Origin of the sequence: Pseudarthrobacter polychromogenes (assembly GCF_014644495.1) — a bacterium.
Lineage (GTDB): Bacteria > Actinomycetota > Actinomycetes > Actinomycetales > Micrococcaceae > Arthrobacter > Arthrobacter polychromogenes.
In genome coordinates, this window is record NZ_BMKU01000002.1 from 257,616 (window position 1) to 283,912 (window position 26,297).

The following is a 26,297-nucleotide window of genomic DNA, read 5'->3' on the forward strand; positions in this document are numbered from 1 at the left end:
GCTAGAGCCCCAGCGCTTCGCTGACACCGCGGAGCACTTCGTCCAGCGCCGCCCGCGCCGACTGCCGGGCGGCGGGCAGTTCCGCGGCAGAACCCACGTGCTGGATTACTTCGAGGTAGCACTTGAGCTTGGGCTCGGTGCCGCTCGGGCGGATGATCACGCGCGTCAGGTCCCTGGTGACGTACAGCAGTCCGTCCGTGGGCGGCAGCTGGCCGCTGCCCTCGGCCAGGTCCGTGTACACCTCAACAGCGGATGATCCGAACGTTTCCGGCGGGGAGACCCTGAGCCGGTTCATCATCGCGTCCAGGAGCCCCAGGTCCGCAACCCTGATGCTGAGCTGGTCGCTGGCGTGCAGGCCGTGCTGCAGGTAGAGCTCGTCCAGGGTGTCAAAGACGGTCTTGCCGTCAGCCTTGGCGGCTGCGGCGAGTTCCGCGATCAGCAGGGCAGCCGAGATCCCGTCCTTGTCCCGCACCAGATCCGGCGCAACACAATAGCCCAGGGCTTCCTCGTAGCCGTACACCAGCCCGGGAACCCGGGAAATCCACTTGAACCCGGTCAGCGTCTCCTGGTGGGCGTACCCGGCCGCTGTGGCGATGCGGGCCAGCAGCCGGGAGGACACGATCGAATTGGCGAACACTCCCTGGGCGCCTTCTTCCGCGCCGTCGTCCTTTCCCTTGCCCACGGCGATCCGGGCGGCCACGTGAGCTCCCAGGAGCGCCCCCACCTCGTCCCCGCGGAGCATCCGCCAGGCGCCTGTGTCAGGGTCTTTTGCCGCAACGGCCGCCCTGTCGGCGTCGGGATCGTTGGCAATCACAATGTCTGCCCCCAGCCGTTCGGCGGACTCCAGTGCCAGGTCCAGGGCGCCGGGTTCTTCCGGGTTGGGGAAGCTGACGGTGGGAAAATCCGGGTCCGGCTCGGCCTGCTCCGCAACCAAGGTGATGTCCTTGAAACCTGCGGCGTTCAACACCGCCAGCGCGGTCCCGCCGCCCACGCCGTGCAGGGGAGTCAGGACGATGCTGAGGTCACGGGCAGGGAACTCGCCGGGCATGGCCAGCGCGGCAGTGGAGCGTTCGTAGTCGGCTGCAAGGGACCCGTCCAGGACAGTCCAGCCGGAGGGGGCAAGGGCAATCGAATCCAGCGGTCCCACCGCGTTGATGCGGGCGGCGATGGTGGCGTCGTACGGGGCAACGATCTGTGCGCCGTTGCCGTTCTCCGGCATGGCATGGCGTCCCAGGTACACCTTGTACCCGTTGTCCCGCGGCGGGTTGTGGCTGGCGGTCACCATCACCCCGCCGTCGCATTCCAGCGCCCTGACGGCGAAGGCCAGCAGGGGAGTGGGCAGCGCCGCAGGCATCAGGAACGTCTCTATCCCCGCTGCCGTGAAAATTGCCGCGGTTTCCTCGGCAAAGATGTCCGAGTTGTGCCGGGCGTCATAGCCGACGACGGCGCGCGGCCGGGTTCCCGGCGATGACTCGCCCACGGACGAGAGCAGGAAGTCCGCCAGGCCGGCGGCGGCCCGGCGCACCACCACCCGGTTCATCCGGTTCGGGCCCGGACCCAGGGCCGCCCGGAGCCCTGCCGTGCCGAACTGCAGCGTCCCGCGGAAGCTGTCCTCAAGTTCCTGGCGGGCTGCCGGAACGCCATTCTCCACCAGCCGGATGAGCTCAAGGAGGGAGGTCGACGTCACCGGATCCGGGTCTTGGGCAGCCCACGCGCGGGCATCATTGAGCAGGCGGATTTCGGCATCGGAAGACGTCATGGGCATAACGCTATCGTCATTGGCCCGCCACTTCTTCCAACCGCGGCCACGAAATGCCTGTGGCAGGCACGCCGCACGGGACCGCGACCCGGGTCAGAGCCGGGCGATGATCCCGGCCAACAGCTTCGAAATCCGCGGTCCGGCAGCCTGCCCGGACTCGATGACTTCCTGGTGGCTCAACGGCTGGGGGCTGATGCCCGCGGCAAGGTTGGTGACCAGCGAGATGCCGAACACCTCCATGCCCGCGTGCCGCCCCGCGATGGCCTCCAGCGCCGTCGACATGCCCACCAGGTCGGCCCCGATGCGCTTGGCGTACTGCACCTCGGCGGGCGTCTCGTAGTGGGGGCCGGGGAACTGGGCGTAGATACCCTCTTCCAGGGTGGCGTCGACCTCACGGGCCAGGCCGCGGATCCGGGGCGAATAGAGATCCGTCAGGTCCACGAACGTGGCGCCCTCCAGCGGCGAGGCGGCGGTGAGGTTGATGTGGTCGCTGATCAGCACCGGAGTGCCCGGGGTCCAGTTTTCCTGCAGCCCGCCGCAGCCGTTGGTCAGCACCAGGGTCTTGCAGCCGGCGGCCGCCGCGGTGCGGATGCCGTGCACCACCGCGCGCACGCCCTTGCCTTCGTAGTAGTGCGTCCTTGCACCCAGCACCAGTGCCCGCTTGCCGCCCGCGGTCAGGACCGAGCGGATGGTGCCCACGTGTCCTTCCACCGCCGGGGCGTGGAAACCGGGGACCTCGTCGGCGGACAGGGTGGCGGTGGTCTCCCCGATCAGGTCGGCTGCCTCGCCCCAGCCGGAGCCAAGAACCAGGGCGACGTCGTGGCTGTCCACGCCGGTTTCCTCGGCGATGTAGTCGGCTGCGGCACGCGCGGCGGCAAAGGGATCGGTGTTCAGGAAGTCAGTTGTACTCACTGGTACAAGCTATCCTGCCGTCCCTCATGCCGCCCACCCTGGGCCGGTTTTCCCGAGAGACCGTTTTCTTTGGCGGTGCGGGGGAGTTGCAGGAGAATGATTGTTTGTGACTACGCATCCAGATTTCAGTTCCCCCCGGATCGCAATCCTGGGAGGTGGTCCGGGCGGGTACGAAGCCGCCATGGTGGCCGCCTCGCTGGGGGCGCAGGTCACCATCATCGAGCGTGCAGGGCTGGGCGGATCGGCCGTGCTGACCGACGTCGTCCCCTCCAAGACCCTGATCGCCACCGCGGACCTCATGACCCGTGTGGGCGAGGCAGGCGAGCTGGGAGTGAAGTTCGACGTCGACGGCGGCGACTTTGTGCCCGTGATGCGCGCCGACCTCAAGCACATCAACGACCGTCTGCTGAACCTGGCCCGCAGCCAGTCCAAGGACATCCACGACGGCCTGGAGAACCTCGGAGTGCGGATCCTCACCGGGTCCGGCCGGCTGCTGGATGACCGGACCATTGAAGTCCTCACCGCGGACGGCACCGAAACCGTCGAGGCGGACACCATCCTGCTCGCCGTAGGCGCCCATCCGCGGGAACTTCCCACCGCACGCCCGGACGGCGAACGGATCCTCAACTGGACGCAGATCTACGACCTCGATGAACTGCCCGAGGAACTGATTGTGGTGGGTTCCGGTGTCACCGGGGCCGAATTCGCCTCCGCCTACAACGGACTGGGATCCAAGGTCACCCTGATTTCCAGCCGTGACAGGGTGCTTCCCGGATCCGATGTGGACGCGGCAGTAGTACTGGAGGAAGTCTTCGAACGCCGCGGCGTCCGGGTCCTGTCCCGCTCCCGCGCCGAGACCGTGGAGCGGACGGACGACGGCGTGGTGGTCACCCTCAGCGACGGGTCCAAGGTGACCGGCAGCCACTGCCTGCTGTGCCTGGGCTCCATTCCCAACACCGCAGGGATCGGCCTGGAAGAGGCCGGCGTGGCGGTCAGCGAAAGCGGCCACATCAAGGTGGACGGCGTATCACGCACCTCGGCTCCCAACATCTATGCCGCCGGTGACTGCACCGGCGTGCTGCCGCTGGCTTCCGTGGCGGCCATGCAGGGCCGCATCGCGGTGGCGCACTTCATGGGCGACACCGTCACCCCGCTCAAACTGCACCAGGTGGCCTCGAACATCTTCACGTCACCGGAAATCGCGAACGTGGGCGTCTCGGAAGCTGAGATCGATTCGGGCAAGTACCAGGGCGACATCATCAAGCTCTCGCTGCGCAGCAACGCCCGCGCCAAGATGCGGAACCACCGCGACGGCTTCGTGAAGATCTTTGCCCGGAAGGGCTCCGGCACCGTGATCGGCGGGGTGGTCGTAGGACCGAACGCCTCGGAGCTGATCTTCCCCATCTCCATCGCGGTGAAGCAGAAGCTGCACGTGGACGACGTCGCCAGCACCTTCACCGTCTACCCGTCACTGAGCGGATCGATTTCCGAGGCGGCGCGGCGCCTGCACGTCCACCTGTAAGGGCGCGTCGGAATCCACCAGATTCCAGGCCCACGCGAGTCTGGACCACTCCGCGCGGCGTGCATAGACTCCTCAAAGGAACGGCCGGGAATTCCATCAGCGGATTTTCCCGGCCGTCCCTGCACCAGCCATCAGAAGGGTAGGCAGAAGCAATGTCAACAGCACTCGTGAGGCCGCGCAGCGGCAAGATCATTGGCGGGGTGTGCGCGGCCCTGGCAGCCCGCTTTGGGCTCCCGAAGTTCCTGGTCCGTCTGGGCTTCGTGATCTTTGGCCTGGTGGGGGTCGGCGAACTTGCCTACATCGTGCTCTGGATCCTCATTCCCAAGGCCCCGGCCTAAGTATGTGCGTACCGGGGACGTTGTGCCCTACTGCTCCACCGCACCCTGCAGGCACAGTGGAGCATGGCTTCTATTTACATCGCCTACGGGAGCGTAGAAGGGCAGACGGCCCATATCGCGGAGTACATCGCCGATGTGATCCGGGCGCACGGGCACCACGCTGAAACCGCGGACCTCAAGCATTCTGCGGACACCGTTCCGGACGGACACGACGGCGTCATCGTGGCGGCGTCGGTGCACATTGGCAAGCACGAGGGCTACGTTGCGGACTTTGTCCGCAAGAACCGCAGCGAACTTGATCGATTGCCGTCCGCCCTGGTCTCGGTCAGCCTTGCCGCCCAAGGGGATGAGGCCAGTGCGGAGGGCTACGTGGAAAAGTTCGAGGAGGAGACCGGCTGGCACCCCCGCCATGTAGCGATGTTCTCCGGTGCGCTGATGTACACCCACTACAACTTCCTGAAACGCCAGATGATGAAGAAGATCGCCAAGGACAGGGGCTCCCAGGATCTGGACACGTCCCGCGACTACATCTACACCGAGTGGGACGGCGTAAAACACTTCGCCGAGGACTTCCTGGCCGGGGTCACTCCTCCAGGCTTCACCCCGTGAGAACCCCCGCGGCCGTACCCGTCCTGTTCCTGGCTGCGTCCGCTCTTCTTGGCGGGTGTTCGCAGCCCGGGAACCAGGGTGCGCCGGCACCCGGGACCTCCACCGGTGGGACCAGCCCTGCCTGCGACCTCATCACGCCTGAAATTGCGGCGAAAGTCGTACCCGGGATTATGCCTGTAGGCCAGAACAGCAGTGACAGGCCGCCCGGGAGCAAGGCCTACCTCTGCACGTATTCGAGCAAGTCCATGGACGGAGGCATCACGGCCCTGTCGGTGGCACTCACCTCGCCCGCCTCGTCGCAGGACATCTCCACAGCGAAATCGGCGCCCGACTGCTCACCCGTCACCGGAATCGGTGACTTCGCCTGCCTGCAGTGGACCGGCTACTTCCGGGGCGAGGCCGGGGGCGCCTCCGCGAACGTTGTCCTCACGGCTGTCCGGGGCGACGAGACGCTCGAAATGCCGTACGTCACCTCTGCGCCCATGAACGGCGCTCCCGCTCCCGACGGCGATGCGATGGCCCGTGCGCTCGCACAGGCAGCAGTGGACGCCGGCTGGGGCAACGGCAGCCCGCTCGGCGTTCCCGCGGCCCCAGCCCCAGCCTCCTAGTCAGGCGGCCTGGACCGCCCGGAAGTGTTTTTCGATGAGCCCCTTGATGTCCTCGTGGCAGCCGCCGCAGCCGGTTCCGGCACGCGTTGCCTTGGACACCTCGGGCACCGTGGAGCAGCCCTCCTCAACGGCGCCCTGGATGGCGGCTCCGCTGACTCCGGCGCACCGGCAGACGGTGCCGGCGGGATCGGCGGCCCCCGTGCCCTGCAGCTGGTCCGGGCCGTCGAGGCGCAGCAGCAGGGACCGGTCAGCGGGAAGTTCCGCGCCGCGTTCGAACAGCCCCACCAGCTCGGCCGCCGTGCGGGGCATGCCCACCGCCACCAGGCCCTCCAGGACGCCGCCGCGGGTGGTCATTTTGACGTAGCGGCCGTGTTCCGGGTCCGCCCACTGGGAAACCTGGAGGCGCGGGCGCCCGTTCACCGCGCCGGCAGCAAGGGCGTCCTCGTCCCAGGGTTCTGCGGAATTGTCGCCGGCCACGGCCATGTTCATGCCGCGCGCCTTCAGGACGATCACGCCCGCCTGCTCCGCCGGGAGCGCCGGCAGCAGGGCGGCGTCCTCCCCGCCGTCCGCCAGCAGGGTCAGGTACCCGGCCAGCCACTCGGCCTGCCGCCAGCCCGGCCCCACCAGGCCGGAGGGCCCCTTGGCGCTGCGGCAGGGTGCGCAGTCCGGATCCGGGCAGCGCACCTCGGCGCAGTCGCCGATGGCAAAGATGTGCGGCTCGTGGTGGGCGCGGAGCTTGTGGTCCACCAGGATGCCCGTCCCCGTGGAGAGCCCGCAGCCCTCGGCGAGCTCAGTGCGGGGACGGACGCCGCAGGAGAGCACCAGGAGGTCGCCGTCAATCGCGGACCCGTCGTCGAGCAGCAGCGCCGAGAAACCGCCGTCGGGCGCGTTGTGCTCCACGCCCGTGGAGCGCGCGTTGCCGGCCATCCGCACGCCGCAGCGGCGCAAGCTCGCCGCCAGTACGGAGCCGCCGCCGCGGTCGATGTTGCGGCCCAGCGGATGCGGGCCGTTGTGGACCACCGTGACGGTGGCTCCTTCTTCCGCCGCAGCCAGTGCGGTCTCCAGGCCCAGGACGCCGCCGCCCAGGACCACCACCCGCTTGCCGCCGTCCACGGCCTGGCGCAGCACCCCGGCGTCGCGAAGGTCGCGGAGTGCGGTGACGCCGGCCGGGAGGACCGGGTGGGTGGGGTCGGGGTTGATGCCCGTGAGGTTGGGAATGACCGGGCGCGACCCCGTGGCAAAGACCAGCCGGTCGTAGTGGACGGCGCCGCCGTCGGACAGGAGGACCTGCTGCCGGGCCCGGTCCACGCGCTTCACCCGGACGCCCAGGCGGATGTCCACTCCGTCCCCTGCCAGCTCCGCGGCGTCTGAGAGGGCCAGGGCCTCGGCGGTGGTCCTGCCCACGCCGAGATCAGCCACGAGAACGCGGTTGTAGGCAGCCTCAGCTTCCTCGCCCACCACTGTCAGGCCCACCTTGCCGCTGCGGACGGCAGGCAGGAGTTCGTCAACCAGCCGGGCCGCCACCGGGCCGAATCCCACAATGACAATCTGCTCGCTCATGAGGCCTCCGTCGTTTGAAGCACGTTGGTGGAAAGGGGCGCGGCTACGGGCCGGACCCAAACGGTGTTGAACTTGAACTCCGGCATCCCGGAGATGGGGTCCGTGGCCGCCTCCGTGAGGCGGTTCGCACTCTCGAGTTCGGGGAAGTGGAACGGCAGGAAGACGGTTTCGGGACGGATGGCGGTGCTGAGCTGGGCCCGGCACTCCACCTCGCCGCGCTCATTGGCCACGGACACGAGCGCACCCTCGGTGATGCCCATCGACGCTGCAGCCGCCGGATGGATCTGCACCATGGCTTCCGGCTGCGCCGCCAGCAACTCCGACACCCGCCGGGTCTGCGCGCCGGACTGGTAGTGCTCCAAAAGGCGGCCGGTGATGAGGGTCATGGTTTTCGCGGCGGTGCCATCCCCTGTAGGGGGCCCAGCAGGAGTACGACGGCGGCGCGGCGTCACCGGGGTCATCACGGCTTTGCCGTCCGGGTGCGCGAACCTGTCCCGGAACAGCCGCGGTGTTCCCTGGCTGCCGGCGGGGTAGGGCCAGTAGGCGGCTTCGCCGCGGTCCAGCATGGCGTAGTCGATCCCGGAGTAGTCCGCCAGTCCGCCGGCAGAGGCAAGGCGGAGTTCCTCGAACACGGTCTCGGGGTCCTCGCTGTAGGTGGACGGGGCGTCAAGGGCTTCGGCCAGCCTCGCCATGATCCACAGCTCACTGCGGGCACCGGCCGGCGGAGTGAGGGCCCGGCGGCGGCGCAGCACGCGGCCTTCGAGGTTGGTCAGGGTGCCCTCTTCCTCCGCCCACTGAAGGACGGGAAGGATGAGGTCCGCCTCAGCGGCCGTCTCGGACATAAAGAAGTCGCAGACCATCAGGAAGTCCAGGCTCCGGAGTCCTGCGATCACGGCGTTGGCGTCGGGGGAGGCCACAGCGATATTTGAGGCGTGGACAAAAAGGCAGCGGACGCCGTCGGGCTTGCCAAGCGACTTCAACAGTTGCACGGCCGGCAGGCCCGGCCCGGGAATGAGGTCCTCCTCCACGCCCCAGACCTTTGCCACGTGGGCGCGGGCGGCTGGATCGGTGATCTTGCGGTAGCCGGGGAGCTGGTCCGCCTTCTGGCCGTGCTCGCGCCCGCCCTGGCCGTTGCCCTGGCCGGTGAGTGTGCCGTAGCCGCTCAGGGCCGAGCCCGGCAGGCCCAGCAGGAGGCTCAGGTTGATCGCTGCCGTGGCGGTGTCGGTGCCGTCCACGTGCTGTTCCACGCCGCGGCCGGTGAGGATGTAGCTGCCGCCGTCGCGTGCGCCCCGGGCAAGCCGGCGGGCCGTTTCGCGGATGAGTTCAGCCGGGACGCCGGTGAGGGACTGCACCCGTTCGGGCCAGAAGGCGTTGACGCTGCGGGCTACGGCACTGTAGCCGGACGTGCGGTCAGCCAGGTACGCGGTGTCCACCAGGTTCTCGTGGATGACCACGTGGGAGATGCCCAGGAGGAGGGTCAGGTCGGTGCCCGGCAGGGGCTGGAGGTGGAGGCCGCCGCCGTCGGCCGTGAAGGCGGCCGTGGCGGAACGGCGAGGGTCCACCACGATCAGCCCGCCGGCGTCGCGGGTTCCCTTGAGGTGCTGCACGAATGGCGGCATGGTTTCGGCCACGTTGGAGCCGAGCATCAGGATGGTGCTGGCGGTGTCCAGGGCTTCGAGGGGGAAGGGGAGTCCGCGGTCAACGCCGAAAGCCCGCATCCCGGCCGCCGCGGCCGAGGACATGCAGAACCGGCCGTTGTAGTCGATGCGGGAGGTGCCCAGGGCGAGCCGGGCGAACTTGCCCAGCATGTAGGCCTTTTCGTTGGTGAGGCCGCCGCCGCCGAACACGCCGACGGCGTCGGCACCGTAGCGGGCGCGGGCGCCCTTCACGGCGGACACGGCGAGGTCCAGGGCCTGGTCCCAGCTGATGGGCCGGTGGACGCCGTCAGCGCCCTTCAGGAGCGGCTCCGTGATCCGTCCGGGGTGGTTCAGGAGGGTGGGGGAGGTCCAGCCCTTGCGGCAGAGGCCGCCGCGGTTGGTGGGGAAGTCCCGGCCGCTGACTTCAAGGGGTGCGGCCAGGGGGATTCCGGGGGCAGCAGTTCCCGGCACGGGGACTGACCCCGGCTGGGAAGCCGGGGCCAGTGCCGTGGGAGACGTGAGCGTCATGGCGCACTGCAGGGCGCAGTAAGGGCAGTGCGTGTCGGCGCTTTTGGTCATGTTAGACGTGTCCCATCGCATTTCGGTTGGCGTTGCGGATGTAGCAGGCCCAGCACACAACCAGCATCAGGACGTAGGCCCCGACGAAGCCGTAGAAGGCGGGGGTGTAGGAGCCGCTGGCCGAGTTGGAGGCGTTGAGCACCTGCGGGATCACGAACCCGCCGTAGGCGCCGATGGCGGAGATGAGGCCCAGGGCGGAGGAGGCGAGGCGCTGGGTGGCCACCGAGCTGGCACCCTTCCGGGCAGCGCGGCTGTTGGTGGCAAAGATGATGGGGATCATCCGGTAGGTTGCACCGTTGCCGAAGCCGCTGGCGGTGAAGAGCATCAGGAAGAGGACCAGGAAGAGCCAGAAGTTCTTCAGCGGCAGGGTCCAGATCATGGTGAGGGTGATGACGGCCATGGAGGCGAAGGCGGCCACGGTCATCCGGGCCCCGCCCATCCGGTCAGCCATGCGCCCGCCGTACGGGCGGGCCAGGGAGCCCACCAGCGGGCCGAGGAAGGCCAGCGACAGTGCCACGGTGCCCACTCCGATGGAGGAGAAAGCCGGGAAGTAGTCCTTGATCAGCTTGGGGAAGACACCGGCGAAGCCGATGAAGGAGCCGAATGTGCCGATGTAGAGCAGCGCCATGATCCACAGGTGCGGTTCCTTCAGCGCTGCGATCGAGCCTGCCACGTCACCCTTGGCGCTGGTGAGGTTGTCCATGTACTTCCAGGCACCGAAGGCGGCGATCAGGATGAACGGAACCCACATCCAGCCCGCCAGGGGCAGGTTGACCGTGCCGACGGCGAGGAGGGTGATGGCGATCGGGACGGCCAGCTGTGCCACGGCGGCACCCATGTTGCCGCCGGCGGCGTTCAGGCCCAGGGCCCAGCCCTTTTCGCGGGCGGGGTAGAAGAACGTGATGTTGGCCATGGAGCTGGCGAAGTTGCCGCCGCCGAAGCCTGCCAGGGCGGCCACCAGGAGCATGACGCCGAAGGGGGTTTCCGGGTTGGAGACACACAGGGCCAGGCCGATGGAGGGGATCAGGAGCAGCAGGGCGGACACGATGGTCCAGTTGCGGCCGCCGAAGCGGGGGACCATGAAGGTGTAAGGGATGCGCAGGGTGGCACCCACCAGGCTGGGCATGGAGATCAGCCAGAATATTTCGGAGGTGGAGAAGTTGAAGCCCGCTGCGGGGAGCTGGACCACCACGATGGACCAGAGCTGCCATACGACAAAGCCGAGGAATTCGGCGAAGATTGACCAGTTCAGGTTGCGGCGTGCAATGGAGCGGCCTGCGGTTTCCCACTGTTCCTTGTTCTCGGCATCCCAGTTGGCGATCCAGCGGCCGGGGCGGAATTCAAGGGCGGGGGTGTCTGTGGTGCGGGTAGGGCCGGGCTGTGCGCTGGCGGATGCGGCGGTTCCGGGCAATGCGGAGTCTTCGAGATCAACGGAACTTCCGGTGCCGGCATCGGCGGTGCGGTCAACAGTCACGGGGTACCTCCTTCTGGGGGATGTTGTTCCTCCAAGGTAGGGAAGCCGCGTTTCGTGGACGGACGCCATGTGTTAACGCGCTGTGACATTTGCCTATCGGCCCGCCTTGCCGGGTGTGAGGCGGGCGGTGTGGACCACGCAGTGAGACACACCCCACAAGTCCGCATGCTGGACCTTTCGTCCATTGACTGGACGGAGGGAACTAATATTGAACTCTGATTATTTCGAGCCGTTCCCTTACCCCGGGTCCGGCCGGTCCTCACGAAAGCGTTTACCTATGTCATCCACTGAAACGTCCACGGAGCCTGGGGCCGCCAAGCCGTTGAACTCCAAGGGCAAGGTTATTTTCGCCAGCCTTATCGGCACCACGATCGAGTTTTACGATTTCTACATTTACGCCACAGCGTCCGTACTGGTCTTTCCGCGGCTCTTCTTTCCTCAGGCCACCGAGATCAACGCTTTGTTGAGCTCTTTTGCCATCTTCGGTGTGGCCTTCATCGCCCGTCCCGTGGGCTCCGTACTTTTCGGCCACTTCGGTGACAAGTTCGGCCGCAAGGGCACCCTGGTTGCATCGCTGCTGACCATGGGTATTGCGACCTTCCTCATCGGCCTGCTTCCCACGGCATCGTTGCCCGGCTGGGCTGTCCTGGCGCCCCTGATGCTTGTGGTCCTCCGGTTTGCCCAGGGCCTTGCCCTGGGCGGGGAATGGTCCGGTGCTGCGTTGCTGGCCACGGAAAACGCCCCGAAGGGCAAGCGGGCCGTCTACGGGACATTCCCGCAGCTTGGCGCGCCCATCGGATTCATTCTCGCCAACCTGCTGTTCATCTGGCTCAACTTTGCCCTGTCTCCTGAGGCGTTCCTCGAATGGGGCTGGCGCGTCCCGTTCCTCCTGAGCGCGGTTCTGGTCATCGTGGGACTCTACGTCCGGCTGAAGCTCGTTGAAAGCCTCTCCTTCCAGAAGGTCCTGACCGAAGAGAAGGTTGCCAAGGTGCCCTTTGCGGCCACCTTCAAGAACCACTGGCGCCCTGTAGTGGCCGGAACCTTCATCATGTTCGCCACCTACGTCCTGTTCTATGTGATGACCTCCTTCACCCTGACCTACGGCACCAAGCCTGCCAGCGTGGAAGCGGCACAGGCTGCCGCTGAGAAGGCAGGAAAGCCGATGTCAGCAGCGGAAATCGCGGCGTTCGTCCCGGGACTCGGCATTCCCCGCGGTGACTTCCTCTGGATGCTGATCCTTGGCGTCGTCTTCTTCGGCATCTTCACCCTTGTCTCAGGCCCTCTGGCCGAGAAGTGGGGCCGCCGCAAGTTCCTGCTCTCTGTCACGGCAGGGATCTTCGTCTTCGGGCTGCTCTGGTTCACCATGTTCGGCCCGGGTACAGGTGCAGCCATCATCGGACTCATCGTGGGCTTCACTCTGATGGGGCTGACGTTTGGACCGATGGCCGCCATCCTGCCGGAGCTGTTCCCGGCGAATGTCCGTTACACCGGCTCGGCTGTCGCCTACAACCTGTCCAGCGTGATCGGTGCGGCTCCGGCGTCGTTCGTCGCCATTGCCCTGTGGCAGGCCGCAGGCGGAGGCACCTGGCTCGTGGGCCTCTATATGGCCGCCGCCGCAGTGTTGACGTTCATCGCCTTGTGGATCACCCGCGAAACGAAAGACACCGACTACGAGAACAACGTGGCCTAGGAAAACGGACTGTACGTTCCAGCCCGGTTCGTGGCTGCGGTGCCCGGTGCGTTCCCCGTCAACAAGGGGAGTGCGCCGGGCACTTCTGCGTCCGGGGCCGGAGCAGTTGGGCGGGAACGTACGACGGCGGCGCTCCGGGGCCGCCCGCGGCGTCACCGGGCGTAGCGGTCCACGAAGTTCCGGAGCACCTTCATGGGTTCGGTGACGGTGAACTGCCGGGCGTTCTCCATCAGGTCCTCAGCCGATTCGGGCGGGAAGTAGCCGGCGTTGCGGTAGATGTCGATGCGGGTGATGAGCCCGTCCACATCCAGTTCGGGGTGGAACTGCGTGGCGTACAGGTTCGTCCGGATGCGGAACATGTGCACCGGGCAGGCTTCGGAGCGCGCAAGCAGCACGGCGTGCGGCGGCAGGGCGGTGCAGGCCTCCTTGTGGCCGGTGAAGGCGGTAAAGCTGCGCGGCATCCCCTTCAGGACCGGGTCCTCGAGTCCCGCGTCCGTGAGTTCTATCTCCACTCCGCCCAGCGGTTCACCATAGGTCCTGTCGATAACGGCGCCCTGGTGCGTTCCGAGGGTGCCCACGCCGTAGCAGGCGCCCAGGAACGGGAAATCCCGGGCCACCAGCCCGTCCAGCAGCCCGGACAGTTCACGTTCCACCCGGTGCTGGACGGCTGATTTCTCTTTCGCCGGATCGCTGGAGGTGAAGGGGCTTCCGCCAACAATGACCCCCGAGTAGTCCGCGAGGTCCAGGTCCGGCAGCGGGGCAGCCTCGAGCCTGACGCGGCGCAGTTCCCGCTCTTCCAGACCGCCATAGCGCAGGTAGGCGTCGTATTCGTCGTCGGCGGCAGCGTCCTCGGCCCGGGAGGCCAGGAGCAGGAAAGGCAGCATCTGCTAAGTGTGCCGGTTTGGGCCGGAGCTGTCAGCTAGGCGGGGGCTGGGTGAGGGAGCGGCGCGACTGCGGGCGCGCGGCAGGGTCCGCGTGCCGGTGCACGAGCTTCCAGTAGCCTTCCTCGCGCCGGAAGATGCTGGTGACCCGGAGCGCAAACTCCTCCACGGCACTCCCGTCCAGGCGGGCACGGAAGTGTTCGGTCTCCACCAGGTAGGCGGTGTCCCGTGCGGTGTAGGACGTGATGGTGTCGAACCCCAGCATCTCGCCGTCCTGGAACTGCCGGGCAGCCTGGTCCAGCCTCGCCTCCACCTGCGCCCAGCCGCGGGCGATCCCGCCAAAGGGGTTGGCCAGCGTGACGTCGTCCAGCCGGGAATAGAGTTCCTTGACGGGCTCGGGATTGCCCCGGGTAATTTCGGGGACGGCCAGGTGGTACCTGCCCACTTCTTCCTGGAAACTGGGTGCGAGCATGGGTGCCTCCGGCGCTTACTGGTCTTCGATCATGGCGATGATGGCGCCGGCAGAGACTGTTTCACCGGAGGACGCCTCCAGCCCGATGACGATTCCGGCGCGGTGCGCCGTCAGCGGCTGCTCCATCTTCATCGCCTCGAGGACCACCACCAGGTCGCCTTCGGAGACGACGTCGCCGTTGGCCACGGCAACCTTGACGATGGTTCCCTGCATGGGGGACGTCAGGGCATTGCCGGTGGCCGCTGCAGGACCGCCGGAGCGGGAGCGCTTCTTCGACTTTGCCGGCTTCGCTGCCGCCGCCCCGCCCGTTCCCAGGGAACCCATGGACGCGGGCAGGACCACTTCCAGGCGCTTGCCGCCCACTTCGACCACCACGCGCTGGCGATCTTCCGCCACGGCGTCGGCATCGGCGGAGCCGTCCGGAGTCCAGGCCGGGAGGTTGTTGACGAACTCTGTTTCGATCCACCGGGTGTGGACCGTGAACGGGCCCTCGGCCGGAGCGAACGCAGGATCGGACACCACCGCGAGGTCGAACGGGATAACCGTGGGGATGCCCTCCACCACCATTTCCTCAAGCGCGCGGCGGGCACGCTGCAGGGCCTGGGGGCGGTCTGCTCCGGTGACGATCAGCTTGGAAAGCATGGAGTCGAAGTTGCCGCTGATCTCGTCACCCTGTTCAACGCCGGAGTCGATCCGGACTCCCGGGCCGGTGGGGTTCTTCAGCACGCGAATGGTGCCGGGGGCAGGCATGAAGTTGCGGCCCGGGTCCTCGCCGGTGATGCGGAATTCGAAGGAGTGCCCGCGCACCTCGGGGTCGCCGTAACCAAGCTCTTCGCCGCGGGCCAGCCGGAACTGCTCGCGCACCAGGTCGATCCCGGTGACTTCCTCGGAGACGCAGTGCTCCACCTGTAGGCGGGTGTTCACTTCCAGGAAGGAGATGGTGCCGTCCTGGCCCACCAGGAATTCGCAGGTGCCGGCACCCAGGTAGCCTGCCTCCTTGAGAATCGCCTTGGAGGACTCGTAGAGCCGGCGGTTCTGCTCTTCGGTGAGGAACGGCGCCGGGGCTTCCTCGACGAGCTTCTGGTTGCGGCGCTGGAGCGAGCAGTCACGCGTGGAAACCACCACCACGTTGCCGTGGGCGTCCGCCAGGCACTGGGTCTCGACGTGCCGGGGAGCGTCCAGGAAGCGCTCGATGAAGCACTCGCCGCGGCCGAAGGCGGCGGTGGCCTCCCGCACGGCGGATTCGAACAGTTCGGGGATTTCCTCGCGGGTGCGGGCCACCTTGATGCCGCGTCCGCCGCCGCCGAAAGCAGCCTTGATGGCCACGGGCAGGCCGTGCCGGTCCACGAACTCGAGGATTTCCTCGGCCGATTCCACCGGGTCAGCGGTGCCGGGGACCTGCGGGGCGCCAACCTTTTCCGCGATGTGGCGGGCCTGGACCTTGTCGCCGAGGGCGGAGATGGCTTCGGGGGAGGGGCCGATCCAGGTGATGCCGGCGGCGATCACCTTCGCGGCGAACTCGGCATTTTCGGCCAGGAAGCCGTAGCCGGGGTGGATGGCGTCGGCGCCGGACTGGCGGGCGGCGTCGATGATTTTATCCATGACCAGGTAGGACTCGGCCGCGGTGTTGCCGCCCAGGGCGTAGGCTTCGTCAGCGAGGCGGACGTGCAGGGCGTCGCGGTCCGGGTCTGCGTAGACGGCCACTGAGGCGATGCCTTCGTCGCGGGCGGCCCGGATGATGCGGACGGCGATCTCACCGCGGTTGGCGATCAGCACCTTTGTGAGGGTCGACTGCGTGGTTCCTGCGGACTGCTCCAAATTTGCTGACAAGGCGTCTCCTTCTTTCCTTCAGGGAGCCTAGCGCGGTTTTGAGGGTTCCGCCGATATTACTTGCGGAATCCGCGTGTAAACCGGCCGAGCTTTGTAGGGAAGCTACAAGACCTTGCCAATTGCGGCGCTTTGTTGCAGGCGGTGCAGGTGCCGTCAGCTGTGCCAGAGGTCGGTGATGCGCACGTTCGCGGCGGCAAGCAGGCCGCGGAGAGTGGAGACGGAAAGTCCGACGACGGTGTGCGGGTCGCCGTCGACCTTCCGGATGAACGCCCCGCCCAGGCCGTCGATGGTGAAGGAACCGGCACAGTGCAGCGGCTCGCCCGTGGCGATGTAGGCATCTATTTCTGCCGGGTCCATCTCCAGGAAGGCGACCTCGGCCGAGGCCACCGTCCCGAGGGTGGCGCCGGTGCCCGAACCTTCGCCGTCGTCGTCGGAATGGGTGTCCCGGCAGTCCACCAGCCAATGGCCCGTATGCAGGACCCCGGTGTTGCCGCTCATCCGCAGCATGCGCTCGCGGGCGACATCGGCGGTGTACGGCTTGCCGTGCGCCTCGCCGTCGAACTCGAACACAGAGTCGCAGCCCAGGACCAGTGCGCCCTCAGCTTCCGGAAGCGCCGCCACCGCCTCCGCCTTGGCGCGGGCCAGCAGCAGGGCGGTGTCGTGCGGGTCGGTGACGCCGTAGCGGGCCTGGACGGCGTCCTCGTCCACGTCGGACACCAGGATGGAGTGCCGGATGCCGGCCTCGGCCAGGAGCTTGGTGCGGGCGGGGGACTGGGATGCAAGAATCAGGCGGACCACAAATCCAGCCTAATTGACCGGTCCGGCCTGGTGGACCAGTTCCCCGTGCGCCGGTGCCGCCCCGGTCCGGTTGAGCTTGGCGCCCTCCACGTCCACGTCAGGCAGGATCCGGTCCAGCCACCGGGGCAGCCACCAGGACCTTTCGCCCAGCAGGTACATCACGGCCGGGACGATGGTCATGCGCACCACGAAGGCGTCCAGGAGTACCCCGAACGCCATGGCGAAGCCGAGCGGCCGGACCATGGTGAGGTGGCTGAAGATGAAGCCGGCGAACACGCTGACCATGATGATCGCGGCGGCGGTCACCACAGCGGCCGCGTGGCGGAAGCCTACCCGGACGGCTTCCTTGGCGGTGGAACCGTGCATGTAGGCCTCCCGCATGCCCGAGGCGATGAACACCTGGTAGTCCATGGCCAGGCCGAACAGCACACCGATCAGGATGATGGGCAGGAAACTCAGCACGGCGCCGGGGTTGGCGACGTCGAACACGCCGCCGAGCCAGCCCCACTGGTACACGGCAACCACGGCGCCGAACGCTGCGGCGAGCGAGAGGAGGAAACCGCCCGTGGCCAGCAGCGGCACCACGATGGAGCGGAACACCAGCAGCAGCAGGATCAGGGACAGCCCGACGACGATGGCCAGGTAGGGCGGGAGGGCGTCACCCAGCTTGGTGGAGACGTCGATGTTGCCGGCCGTCTGGCCGGTCAGGCCCATCGCCACCCCGTGCTCGGACTGGATTTCATCATTGAGGCCGCGGAGTTCGGACACCACGTTGACGGTGCTGGCGCTGGCCGGGCCTTCCTCGGGGATGACCTGGAAAACGGCGGTCCGGCGGTCCCCGCTGAGGGCAACCGGTACAGCGGCCACCACGTTGTCCACGGCGCGGAGCTTGTCGGCGACGTCGTACTGCAGGGTCTGTGCCTGGGCTTCATCGAGGCCGGCCGGGAACTCGCCCACGGCGACGATGGGGCCAGTGACGCCCTCGCCGAAGCTGCGCGCCGTGAGGTCGTACGCCTGGTAGGCCTCGGAGTCCACGGGTTCGGAGCCGCCGTCGGGCAGTGCGAGCTGCAGCTGGGTGGCCGGCAGCGCGAGGGTGCCCAGGAGGAGCACGCCGGCCAGGAGGGCCAGGATGGGGTGCCGGGTGACCAGGCCGCCCCAGCCGCGGGTGCTGCGCTCGCGGTCCCTGGCTTCATCGGCTGCTTCGTGGCCGGGCTCGGCGTTGTGGGCATCGGCCTTGGCCCAGGCCCGCCGGGAAATGATGCGGCGGCCGATCAGCGACAGCATGGCGGGCGTCAGGGTGATGGCCACCAGGACGGCCACGGCCACCGTGCCGGCCGCGGCCAGGCCCATGACGGTGAGGAACGGCAGGCCGGGGACCACCAGTGCGGCGAGCGCGATGATGACGGTCAGGCCGGCGAAAACCACGGCGTTGCCTGAGGTGCCGGTGGCCCGGGCCACGGATTCCTCCGGGTCCATCCCGGCAAGGAGCTGGGTCCGGTGGCGGTTGACGATGAAGAGTGAGTAGTCGATGCCCACGGCCAGGCCAAGCATGAGGGCAAGCATCGGGGAGATGGAGCTCATGTCGAAGAGGCCGGACAGCGCGAACGTGATGCCGACCCCCACGCCGACGCCCACTACGGCCATCAGCAGCGGCAGCCCGGCGGCAACCAGCGTGCCCAGCATCAGGATCAGGACCAGGGCCGCGACCGCAATGCCGATGATCTCAGCGGCGCCGAAAAGTTCGGAGATGTCCTCGGTGATTTCCTTGCTGGCGTAGGCGGTGACGCCTGCGCGGGATGTTTCGTGGGCGATGTCCTGGACCTGTTGGCGGACCTCGGGGCTCAGGCCGTTGATGGAGGTGTTGAACTGCACCTGGGCCACGGCTGCGCGGCCGTCTTCGGACACGAACCGAATGGCCGAGGACGCTGCTGCCTGGCGCTTGCCGAGCTCGAGCTTTGCCTTGCTGGACTCCAGCTCCTGGACGCCTGCCTCGAGCCTTGCCTGGCCCTCGGCCAGTGTGGCCTTTTGCTGGCCGAGCTGGGCCTCGATGAGCGCGGCAGGGGCGCCGGCAGCCGAAAGCTGCTGCTCTGCTGCGGCCAGCTGTGCCTGGCCGGCTTCGAGCTGGGCGCGGGAGGCGTCCAGCTGGGCCTGGCCGGCGGCAAGCTGCTGCTCGCCGTCGGCAATGGCCTGTCCCGCTTGGTCCACCTGGGCCTGCGTGGCGAAGGGATCCACGGTGCCGCGGACGTCCGGAATGGCTTCAAGTTCCTTGAGGGAATCCGTGACGGCGGTCCGGCTCTCGGCGGTAAAGCCGCCGTCGGGAGCTTCAAAGACGATGGTGGCGGTGCCTCCGGAAGCTGAGGGCAGCTCTTCCTTCAGCTTGTCCGCGATCCGCTGCGTCTCCGTGCCGGGAATCTGGAAATTGTTGGACAGTGTCCCGTGGAACGCTGCGGCGGCACCGCCTACGGCCAGCAGGGCGGCAAGCCAGAGGGAGATGACCAGCCAGCGCCGGCGGTAGGAAAACTTGCCCAGGCGGTAAAGGAACAGTGCCATGTGAGGTGACCGATCTGATCAGGAGGGACGGGAGGCTGAGGATGAGGGTGCGGGCGAGGTGCCCGTGGTGAAACCGGAGCCGAGCAGGGCCATGGCGTCGATCAGGAGGTGCCGGAGCTCGGCAAGGGACGCGGGGGAGAGGTCCGCCCCGCGGCGGGAGAACCAGACCTCCATGGCGGCCTTGCCGCAGGAAATCACGGACCCCGCCAGGGCACGGAGGTAGAGCTCATCGACTGCGCCAGGTGTTGCGGCCGCACGCCCGCGGGCTACTTCTGTGATCTGTTCCCGGCAGTGGTCCCAGGCTTCCAGTTCGGAATGGGACATCAGGCTGCTCTGCTGGGTCAGCGTGAACAGCTCGGCCAGCGGGGCCACCGTCATCGGGTCCGCAAGGGCCATCAGCGCCTCTTGGGCGGACTGGAGGACGGGTTCGTCCGCGGGCCGGAGTTTGAACTGCTGGATGGCGTTGTCCAGGAAGCCGTGGGTGACGGAGGCCAGTGCAGCGTCGGTGCTGCCGAAGTAATTGAAGAAGGTCCGGCGTGAAATTCCGGCGGCGTCTGCGATGTCCTCTACGGTGAAGTTCCCGGGCCCGCTGGTGCGAAGGAGGGCCAATGCGGCGTCTGTAATGGCCTGGCGGGTGGCGGCTTTATTCAGCTCCCGCCGGGATGTCGGCGCGGGTGCCTGATCAGGGTCTTCCGGCGGGGTGGGGTCTGCGGAAATCGTCACGCTTTTACACTACGTGCAAGTTTGCACTCTGGGCAACTTACTTTCACAGGAGAATGAAAGGTTCCCAACAGCTCTTCCATGAGTTGCTTGCCGATGCTGGAAATGTCCCGAAAAGGACTCAGGATCAGCAGCCGTCCCGGACGGCAGTACCAGGAGACAAGAAATGTCACGCACAAAGAAAATGACCCTCGGCCTGTCAGCCACGGCGTTGGCCCTTGCCGCCGGAATCGGCGTTGCCGGCATGGCCTCCGCCACCACGACACCCGCTCCCACCCCCAGCGCGAGCTCGAGCGCATCGGCAGATGCCAGCACCAGTACCGTTCCCGGCGGCGGCATGGGCAAGCACGGCGGCCGGGGCGGTGAGCGTGGGATTGCACAGGCGTCCGGACTGGCGGAGAAGCTGGGCGTTGAGGAAGCAAAGGTGACCGACGCCCTACAGGCCTTCCGCGAGGCCAGCAAGCCCGCCGGTCCTCCGGCGGAGGGGGAGAAGCCTGATGCAGCTGCCCGCGAGGCCGCCCTTGCGAAGTCGCTGGCTGAATCGCTTGGCATCGAGGAATCCGCGGTCACCACGGCGCTGGAGGAGCTCCGCAGCGAACGGCAGGCAGAGAAGGCGGCGGGCCTGAAGACCCGGCTGGACCAGGCCGTCGCGGACGGAAAACTGACCCAGGCCGAGGCAGATGCCGTCACCAAGGCGGTGGAGAGCGGGGTGATCGGCGGCGGGCACTGATCACAGTCCCTGCTGGATAGCGCCTTAGACAGAGTTGGCGCTTCACACAGAAAGAAGTCCCCGGGAACGGTCCAGTTCCCGGGGACTTCTTTCGTGATGGGTGAGCAGGGGCGCTTAGGCCTTCGCATCCTCCAGGTGGCGAGGAGCGGTGTCCGTGGTGGTCCCGTCGTGGGAAGCGGCGTCAGCGTCGAGGCTGTCGTCAACAAACGGCGTGCCGTTGCGGGGCGCGTTGTACAGCTGCTCGTCCAGGATGCCCTGGCGCTTGGCCACGATGGTGGGGACCAGGGCCTGGCCGGCCACGTTCACGGCGGTGCGTCCCATGTCCAGGATCGGGTCGATGGCCAGGAGCAGGCCGACGCCGGCCAGCGGCAGTCCCAGCGTGGACAGCGTCAGCGTGAGCATCACCACGGCGCCCGTGGTGCCGGCCGTGGCGGCGGAACCCAGCACGGAGACCAGGGCGATCAGCAGGTACTGGGTGAAGTCCAGCTGGATGCCGAAGAACTGGGCCACGAAGATGGCGGAGATCGCGGGGTAGATCGCGGCGCAGCCGTCCATCTTGGTGGTGGCGCCCAGCGGCACGGCGAAGGACGCGTAGGCGCGGGGGACGCCCAGGCTGCGTTCGGTGACGCGCTGGGTCAGGGGCAGGGTGCCCACGGAGGAGCGGGAGACGAAGGCCAGCTGGACGGCGGGCCACACGCCGGAGAAGTACTGCTTGACCGAGAGGCCGTGGGCGCGGACCAGGATGGGGTACACCGCGAAGATGACCAGGGCCAGGCCCACGTAGATGGCGAAGGTGAACTTGCCCAGGGAACCGATTGTGTCCCAGCCGTAGACGGCAACGGCGTTGCCGATGAGGCCCACGGTGCCCAGCGGGGCGATCCGGATGATCCACCACAGCACCTTCTGGATGACGGCCAGCGCCGAAGCGTTCAGGCTCAGGAAGGGTTCGGCAGCCTTGCCCACCTTGAGCGCGGCAACACCGACGGCGATGGCGATCACGAGGATCTGGAGCACGTTGAAGCTGACGGAGGTGGTGACCGCGCCGGATTCGGCAACGGTGGAGCTGGCGCCCAGTCCCAGGAAGTTCTTGGGGAACAGGCCCACCAGGAAAGCCCACCAGTCACCGGACTTGCCGGAGTACTTGGCTTCCTCTGAGATGCCGGTGTTGGCGCCGGGCTGCAGCAGGACACCGAGGCCGATGCCGATCAGTACGGCGATCAGGGAGGTGATGGCAAACCACAGCAGGGTGTTCCAGGCGAGCTTGGCGGCGTTGGAGACCTGGCGCAGGTTCGAGATGGAGCTGACCACTGCGGTGAAGATCAGGGGTACGACGGCGGTCTGCAGCAGTGACACGTAGCTGGAGCCGATGGTCTGCAGCGTGGCGCCAAGGGCGTTGGGGCTGGCTTTGGTGCTGCCGGTGTACTTGGCCAGCAGGCCGAGGCCGAGGCCGACGATGAGGGCGGCGATGATCTGGAAGCCGAACGAGCCAGCCCATTTGGGCAGCTGGAAGCCGGTCTTTCCTGCGGGGGAGGGGGTGCTTGTCTGAGTGCTCACCCGACTACGCTAGGGCCACCGCACATATCACGGCGAACGAACATTGAGAAATATTACGCGCCCCGAGTTTCCGCCGGAGCGAATCAACCCCGTGGAATCAAGGGAGTGCAGCGGCCATGTTACTTATTCCCTGCCCGGGTGTGGCATATCTCTCGCGTTTGGCACGCCGACACAGCCGCCTTCCACGCGTGCTGCTCCTTCGTCGCTCTGACGCACGCTTTCGGAAGGCGCCCGTGGCGCCGCGCCTGGGGGGAGCGGGCGACAGGCATCCGGCAGCGCGCTCCCCACCGGCTCCCTAGCCTCGCAAGCTCGGCCAGGGAACCCTGCCGGCGTGGGCCCATTCAGTAAAACTCAGAGCAGTGCGCGCCTTAGGGTGTCAAGGCCGACGGAGCCGATGTTGAGTGCCCTTGTGTGGAACTCTTTGAGGTCAAAACCGGGGCGGGCTTCGAGTTCGGCGCGGATTTGTTCCCAGAGCCGCTGGCCCACCTTGTAGGACGGCGCCTGGCCCGGCCAGCCCAGGTAGCGCATGAACTCGAATTTGAGTTGTCCTTCGCTGATGGGCAGGTTCTCCTTCAGGAATTCATAGCCTTTGTCCGGGGTCCAGGTGCCGGTGCCCCAGCGCTCGGGGACCTCCAGCTCAAGGTGGACGCCGATGTCGAACACCACGCGGGCGGCCCGCATCCGTTGCATGTCCAGCATGCCCATGTGGTCGCCGGGATCGTTCAGGTAGCCCAGTTCCTGCATGAGGTTTTCGGCGTACAGCGCCCAGCCTTCGCCGTGGCCGGAGGTCCAGCAGACGTTGCGCCGCCACTTGTTCAGCAGTTCGCGGCGGTAGGTGGCGGTGGCCACCTGGAGGTGGTGGCCCGGCACGCCCTCGTGGTAGACGGTGGTGGTTTCGGCCCAGGTGGTGAAAGTGTCCTCGCCGGCGGGGACGGACCACCACATGCGGCCGGGGCGGCTGAAGTCATCCGAGGGGCCGGTGTAGTAGATGCCGCCTTCGTCGGTGGGGGCGATCAGGCATTCCAGCTTCTTCATGACGTCCGGGATGTCGAAGTGGACGCCGGCGAGTTCGGCCACGGCTTTGTCCGAGAGCTCCTGCATCCATGCCCGCAGCGCCTCCTTTCCTTTCAGCTGGCGCGCGGGATCGTTGTTCAGGATTTCCTTGGCCTCGGCGATGGTGGCGCCGGCCTTGATGGTGTCCGCCACCTGTTCCTGCCGGGCGATGAGCCTGTCCAGTTCCTCCACGCCCCAGGCGTAGGTCTCTTCCAGGTCAACCGTCGCGCCAAGGAACGAGCGGGAGGCGAGGGCGTAGCGGGCCCGGCCCACGGCGTCCTTCTCGGGCGCGGCGGGCAGCAGCTCCGCGCGAAGGAACTCCGCCAGCCCGGCGTATGCTGCCCGGGCTGCGGCAGCGCCGGCGTCGAGCTCTTCCTGGACGGCGGCTGGCAGCGGCCCGGCGGCCGTGGCTGCCCCTGCCGCGAGCTTCGCAAAGAAGCCGTCCCCGGCGGCGTACTTCGTGACCTGCTCAATGACGATCCTGACCTGGCGCACCGCGGCAACCCGGCCGGCGTCTTTCGCCTGCCGCAGGGATTCGGTGTAGCCGGCGATGGCTGCGGGAACGTTGGACGCGCGGCCGGCAATGTGCTGCCAGTCCTGCACGGTCTCCGTCGGCATGAGGTCGAAGATGGCGCGGATGTCCTGGGCCGGGGAGGCGATGTTGTTCAGGTCGGCGTAATCCCAGCCCGAGGCGTGGATCAGCAGCTGCAGGCCCAGCCGCTCCTGCATGGCGTCGAGTGTGACGGCGTCAACATCGTCCTCCGGCTCGAGGCCTTCGAGGTCGGTCAGCGCCTTGCGTGCGGCCTCGGCGAATTCGGCGATGCCGGCGGGGGAGAAGTCCTGGTATTCGGTTTCGTGCCCGGGAACGCCGAGGGTGGTGGCGAAGGACGGATTCAGCCTGATCAGGGTGTCGGTGTAGTCATCTGCGACGGCGTCGATACGGGTATGCGGGCGGGCGGCAGGAGAGGTGTCTGTAGTCACCCTCAGAGACTAACGGCGCTGCGGCTTTTCCGAACAGGCCCACGCCGCCGGAGCGTGCGGCAAGCCCCTCTAGCCGCGGCTCCGCTTCCACGCGCCGGGACCCGGGGTGGGATCCAGCCTCAGCCGCTGGCGGCGGACCCAGTGCCGGACCGGCGGCTTGTCCGTCCCGGTGTGCTGGACGCCGCCAAGGGAGAGCACGACGGCGGTGAGCGCCGCCAGCTCCTCGGCTGTCGGCTGCCCCTTCACCACAGAGAGCAGGGGCACGGCGGGTGCATTGCTATCGTCAGCAGGCTCGGTGGGGCTCACAGCGGGATGTTCCCATGCTTTTTGGTGGGGAGGCTTGCGCGCTTGTCGCGCAGGGCGCGCAGGCCCCTGATGATCTGCAGCCGGGTTTCGGAGGGGGCGATGACGGCGTCAACGTACCCGAGTTCCGCCGCCTGGTAGGGGTTGAGGAGCTCCTCCTCGTACTGCCGGATCACCTCGGCGCGCCGCGCCTCGACGTCGCCTCCGGCCTCCGCCACTGCGGCGAGGTCGCGCCGGTACAGGATGTTGACGGCGCCCTGGGCGCCCATGACGCCGATCTGGGCGGTGGGCCAGGCCAGGTTCAGGTCGGCGCCGAGCTTCTTGGAGCCCATCACGATGTAGGCGCCGCCGTAGGCCTTGCGGGTAATCACGGTGAGCTTGGGAACAGTGGCCTCGGCGTAGGCGTACAGGAGCTTGGCGCCGCGGCGGATGATGCCCTGGAATTCCTGGTCCTTGCCGGGCAGGAAGCCGGGGACGTCCACCAGGGTAATGATGGGAATGTTGAACGCGTCGCAGTGCCGGACGAACCGGGCCGCCTTTTCCGACGCCGCGATGTCCAGGGTGCCGGCGAACTGCAGGGGCTGGTTGGCAACGATGCCCACCGTGTGGCCTTCCACCCGGCCGTAGCCGATCATGACGTTTGGCGCGTACAGGGCCTGCATTTCCAGGAAGTGTCCGTCGTCCACGATCTGCTCAACCACCGTGCGCATGTCGTAGGGCTGGTTGGCGGAGTCGGGGATGAGCGCGTCCAGGGCGAGGTCGTCGTCGTCGAGTTCCAGTTCCTGGGTGTGCTCCAGGACGGGCGCCTCGGACAGGTTGTTGGACGGCAGGAAGTCCAGCAGTTCGCGGACGAACTCGATGGCATCCCCTTCGTCGGAGGCGAGGTAGGTGGACGTTCCTGTGGTGGCGTTGTGCTGCCGGGCGCCGCCGAGGGTTTCCATGTCAACGTCCTCGCCGGTCACCGTCTTGATGACGTCCGGGCCGGTGATGAACATGTGGGAGGTCTTGTCCACCATCACCACGTAGTCGGTGAGGGCGGGGGAGTAGGCGGCCCCGCCCGCTGAGGGGCCCATGATCAGGGAGATCTGCGGGACGACGCCGGAGGCGTGGACGTTGTTGCGGAAGATGTCCGCGAACATCGCCAGGGAGGCCACGCCTTCCTGGATGCGGGCTCCGCCGCCGTCAAGGATGCCGACGACGGGGCAGCCGTTGCGCAGCGCAAACTCCTGCACCTTGACGATTTTTTCGCCGTTGACCTGGCTGAGCGAGCCGCCATAGACGGAGAAGTCCTGGCTGTAGACGGCCACCAGGCGGCCGTCCACGGTGCCGTAGCCGGAAACCAGGCCGTCGCCCAGCGGCTTCTTCTTCTCCATGCCGAACGCGGTGGAGCGGTGCACGGCCAGGGCGTCGAACTCCACGAAGGAGTCTTCATCCAGCAGGAGACCGATGCGTTCCCGGGCGGTGTTTTTGCCCCGCGCATGCTGCTTTTCGATGGCTTCGGGGCCGGAGGGCTGTTCGGCACGCGCCTGGCGGTCGCGGAAATCGGCGATCTTTCCCGCTGTCGTTGTCAGATCGTGGCTCATCAAGTGTCTCCGGCTCTGTAGCAGATTGATTCTGTGGTGCTGAGTTACTGGCCGGCTGTTGTGCGGGGTTAAGTAGCTTCCACACAAAAGACGAACCCTGCTGGCAAGTCTAGTGACGCGTCCGGCCGCCGCAGCTGTAGGGAACCTACAATTT

The 26,297-nt window shown here is 67.4% G+C and carries 21 protein-coding genes; 6 read left to right on the top strand and 15 right to left on the bottom strand.

Annotated elements, in window-relative coordinates:
* Position 1: 1 nt before the first annotated feature.
* Positions 2–1,759 carry a phospho-sugar mutase gene (locus tag IEX43_RS04435; RefSeq protein ID WP_188809251.1) on the bottom strand — a complete coding sequence of 586 codons (1,758 nt, stop codon included), beginning with the start codon at positions 1,757–1,759 and terminating at the stop codon, positions 2–4.
* Between the two features lie 93 nt (positions 1,760–1,852).
* Complete coding sequence (locus tag IEX43_RS04440) at positions 1,853–2,671, bottom strand: purine-nucleoside phosphorylase (protein WP_188809252.1); 819 nt, start codon at positions 2,669–2,671, stop codon at positions 1,853–1,855.
* 106 nt (positions 2,672–2,777) lie between these two features.
* Here IEX43_RS04440 and IEX43_RS04445 point away from each other — a divergent pair, with 106 nt between their 5' ends.
* From IEX43_RS04445 to IEX43_RS04460, 4 genes are all read left to right on the top strand, one after another.
* Positions 2,778–4,193: an NAD(P)H-quinone dehydrogenase gene (locus tag IEX43_RS04445; protein WP_188809253.1), complete on the top strand. Its 1,416-nt coding sequence runs from the start codon at positions 2,778–2,780 to the stop codon at positions 4,191–4,193.
* A 152-nt stretch (positions 4,194–4,345) separates the two neighbouring features.
* Complete coding sequence (locus tag IEX43_RS04450; RefSeq protein WP_104185318.1) at positions 4,346–4,531, top strand: PspC domain-containing protein; 186 nt, start codon at positions 4,346–4,348, stop codon at positions 4,529–4,531.
* Between the two features lie 63 nt (positions 4,532–4,594).
* Entirely contained in the window at positions 4,595–5,140 is a 546-nt protein-coding gene (locus IEX43_RS04455; protein ID WP_188809254.1) for a flavodoxin domain-containing protein, read from the top strand.
* A complete protein-coding gene (locus IEX43_RS04460) occupies positions 5,137–5,748 on the top strand; it encodes a hypothetical protein (protein ID WP_188809255.1) in 612 nt (203 codons plus the stop codon). The genes IEX43_RS04455 and IEX43_RS04460 overlap by 4 nt, the downstream gene beginning before the upstream one ends.
* On the opposite strand, the gene IEX43_RS04465 is transcribed toward IEX43_RS04460, so the two are convergent.
* From IEX43_RS04465 to IEX43_RS04475, 3 genes are read right to left on the bottom strand one after another with little or no spacing between them, the layout of a single operon-like run.
* A complete protein-coding gene (locus tag IEX43_RS04465; protein ID WP_188809256.1) occupies positions 5,749–7,308 on the bottom strand; it encodes an FAD-dependent oxidoreductase in 1,560 nt (519 codons plus the stop codon). It lies immediately after the preceding gene.
* The gene (locus IEX43_RS04470) at positions 7,305–9,524 is read right to left on the bottom strand and encodes a molybdopterin oxidoreductase family protein (RefSeq protein ID WP_188809257.1); all 2,220 of its coding nucleotides are present in this window, start codon (positions 9,522–9,524) and stop codon (positions 7,305–7,307) included. The genes IEX43_RS04465 and IEX43_RS04470 overlap by 4 nt, the downstream gene beginning before the upstream one ends.
* Before the next feature lies 1 nt (position 9,525).
* A complete protein-coding gene (locus IEX43_RS04475; protein ID WP_188809258.1) occupies positions 9,526–10,998 on the bottom strand; it encodes an MFS transporter in 1,473 nt (490 codons plus the stop codon).
* Between the two features lie 277 nt (positions 10,999–11,275).
* Here IEX43_RS04475 and IEX43_RS04480 point away from each other — a divergent pair, with 277 nt between their 5' ends.
* Positions 11,276–12,688, top strand: coding sequence for an MFS transporter (locus IEX43_RS04480; RefSeq protein WP_188809259.1), 1,413 nt, complete (start codon positions 11,276–11,278; stop codon positions 12,686–12,688).
* Positions 12,689–12,840: 152 nt separating this feature from the next.
* On the opposite strand, the gene IEX43_RS04485 is transcribed toward IEX43_RS04480, so the two are convergent.
* From IEX43_RS04485 to IEX43_RS04510, 6 genes are all read right to left on the bottom strand, one after another.
* A complete protein-coding gene (locus IEX43_RS04485) occupies positions 12,841–13,572 on the bottom strand; it encodes a glutamine amidotransferase (protein WP_188809260.1) in 732 nt (243 codons plus the stop codon).
* 31 nt (positions 13,573–13,603) lie between these two features.
* Entirely contained in the window at positions 13,604–14,041 is a 438-nt protein-coding gene (locus IEX43_RS04490) for a YybH family protein (protein WP_188809261.1), read from the bottom strand.
* A 15-nt stretch (positions 14,042–14,056) separates the two neighbouring features.
* Positions 14,057–15,871, bottom strand: coding sequence for an acetyl/propionyl/methylcrotonyl-CoA carboxylase subunit alpha (locus tag IEX43_RS04495; protein WP_188809262.1), 1,815 nt, complete (start codon positions 15,869–15,871; stop codon positions 14,057–14,059).
* Between the two features lie 153 nt (positions 15,872–16,024).
* Entirely contained in the window at positions 16,025–16,669 is a 645-nt protein-coding gene (locus tag IEX43_RS04500; protein ID WP_188809263.1) for a Maf family protein, read from the bottom strand.
* A 9-nt stretch (positions 16,670–16,678) separates the two neighbouring features.
* Positions 16,679–19,219, bottom strand: coding sequence for an MMPL family transporter (locus tag IEX43_RS04505; protein ID WP_188809264.1), 2,541 nt, complete (start codon positions 19,217–19,219; stop codon positions 16,679–16,681).
* An 18-nt stretch (positions 19,220–19,237) separates the two neighbouring features.
* Positions 19,238–19,942: a TetR/AcrR family transcriptional regulator gene (locus tag IEX43_RS04510; RefSeq protein WP_188809265.1), complete on the bottom strand. Its 705-nt coding sequence runs from the start codon at positions 19,940–19,942 to the stop codon at positions 19,238–19,240.
* A 163-nt stretch (positions 19,943–20,105) separates the two neighbouring features.
* Between IEX43_RS04510 and IEX43_RS04515 the strand changes: the two genes are divergently transcribed.
* Entirely contained in the window at positions 20,106–20,669 is a 564-nt protein-coding gene (locus IEX43_RS04515) for a hypothetical protein (RefSeq protein WP_188809266.1), read from the top strand.
* A gap of 114 nt (positions 20,670–20,783) precedes the next feature.
* Here the strand turns inward: IEX43_RS04515 and IEX43_RS04520 are convergent, their stop codons facing one another.
* The 4 genes from IEX43_RS04520 to IEX43_RS04535 form a co-directional block, all read right to left on the bottom strand.
* The gene (locus tag IEX43_RS04520; protein WP_188809267.1) at positions 20,784–22,223 is read right to left on the bottom strand and encodes a dicarboxylate/amino acid:cation symporter; all 1,440 of its coding nucleotides are present in this window, start codon (positions 22,221–22,223) and stop codon (positions 20,784–20,786) included.
* A gap of 351 nt (positions 22,224–22,574) precedes the next feature.
* Positions 22,575–24,257, bottom strand: coding sequence for a DUF885 domain-containing protein (locus IEX43_RS04525; RefSeq protein WP_188809268.1), 1,683 nt, complete (start codon positions 24,255–24,257; stop codon positions 22,575–22,577).
* A 69-nt stretch (positions 24,258–24,326) separates the two neighbouring features.
* The gene (locus IEX43_RS04530) at positions 24,327–24,563 is read right to left on the bottom strand and encodes an acyl-CoA carboxylase subunit epsilon (protein WP_188809269.1); all 237 of its coding nucleotides are present in this window, start codon (positions 24,561–24,563) and stop codon (positions 24,327–24,329) included.
* Entirely contained in the window at positions 24,560–26,143 is a 1,584-nt protein-coding gene (locus IEX43_RS04535) for an acyl-CoA carboxylase subunit beta (RefSeq protein WP_066274540.1), read from the bottom strand. Before IEX43_RS04535 ends, IEX43_RS04530 begins: the two co-directional genes overlap by 4 nt.
* Positions 26,144–26,297: the final 154 nt, after the last annotated feature.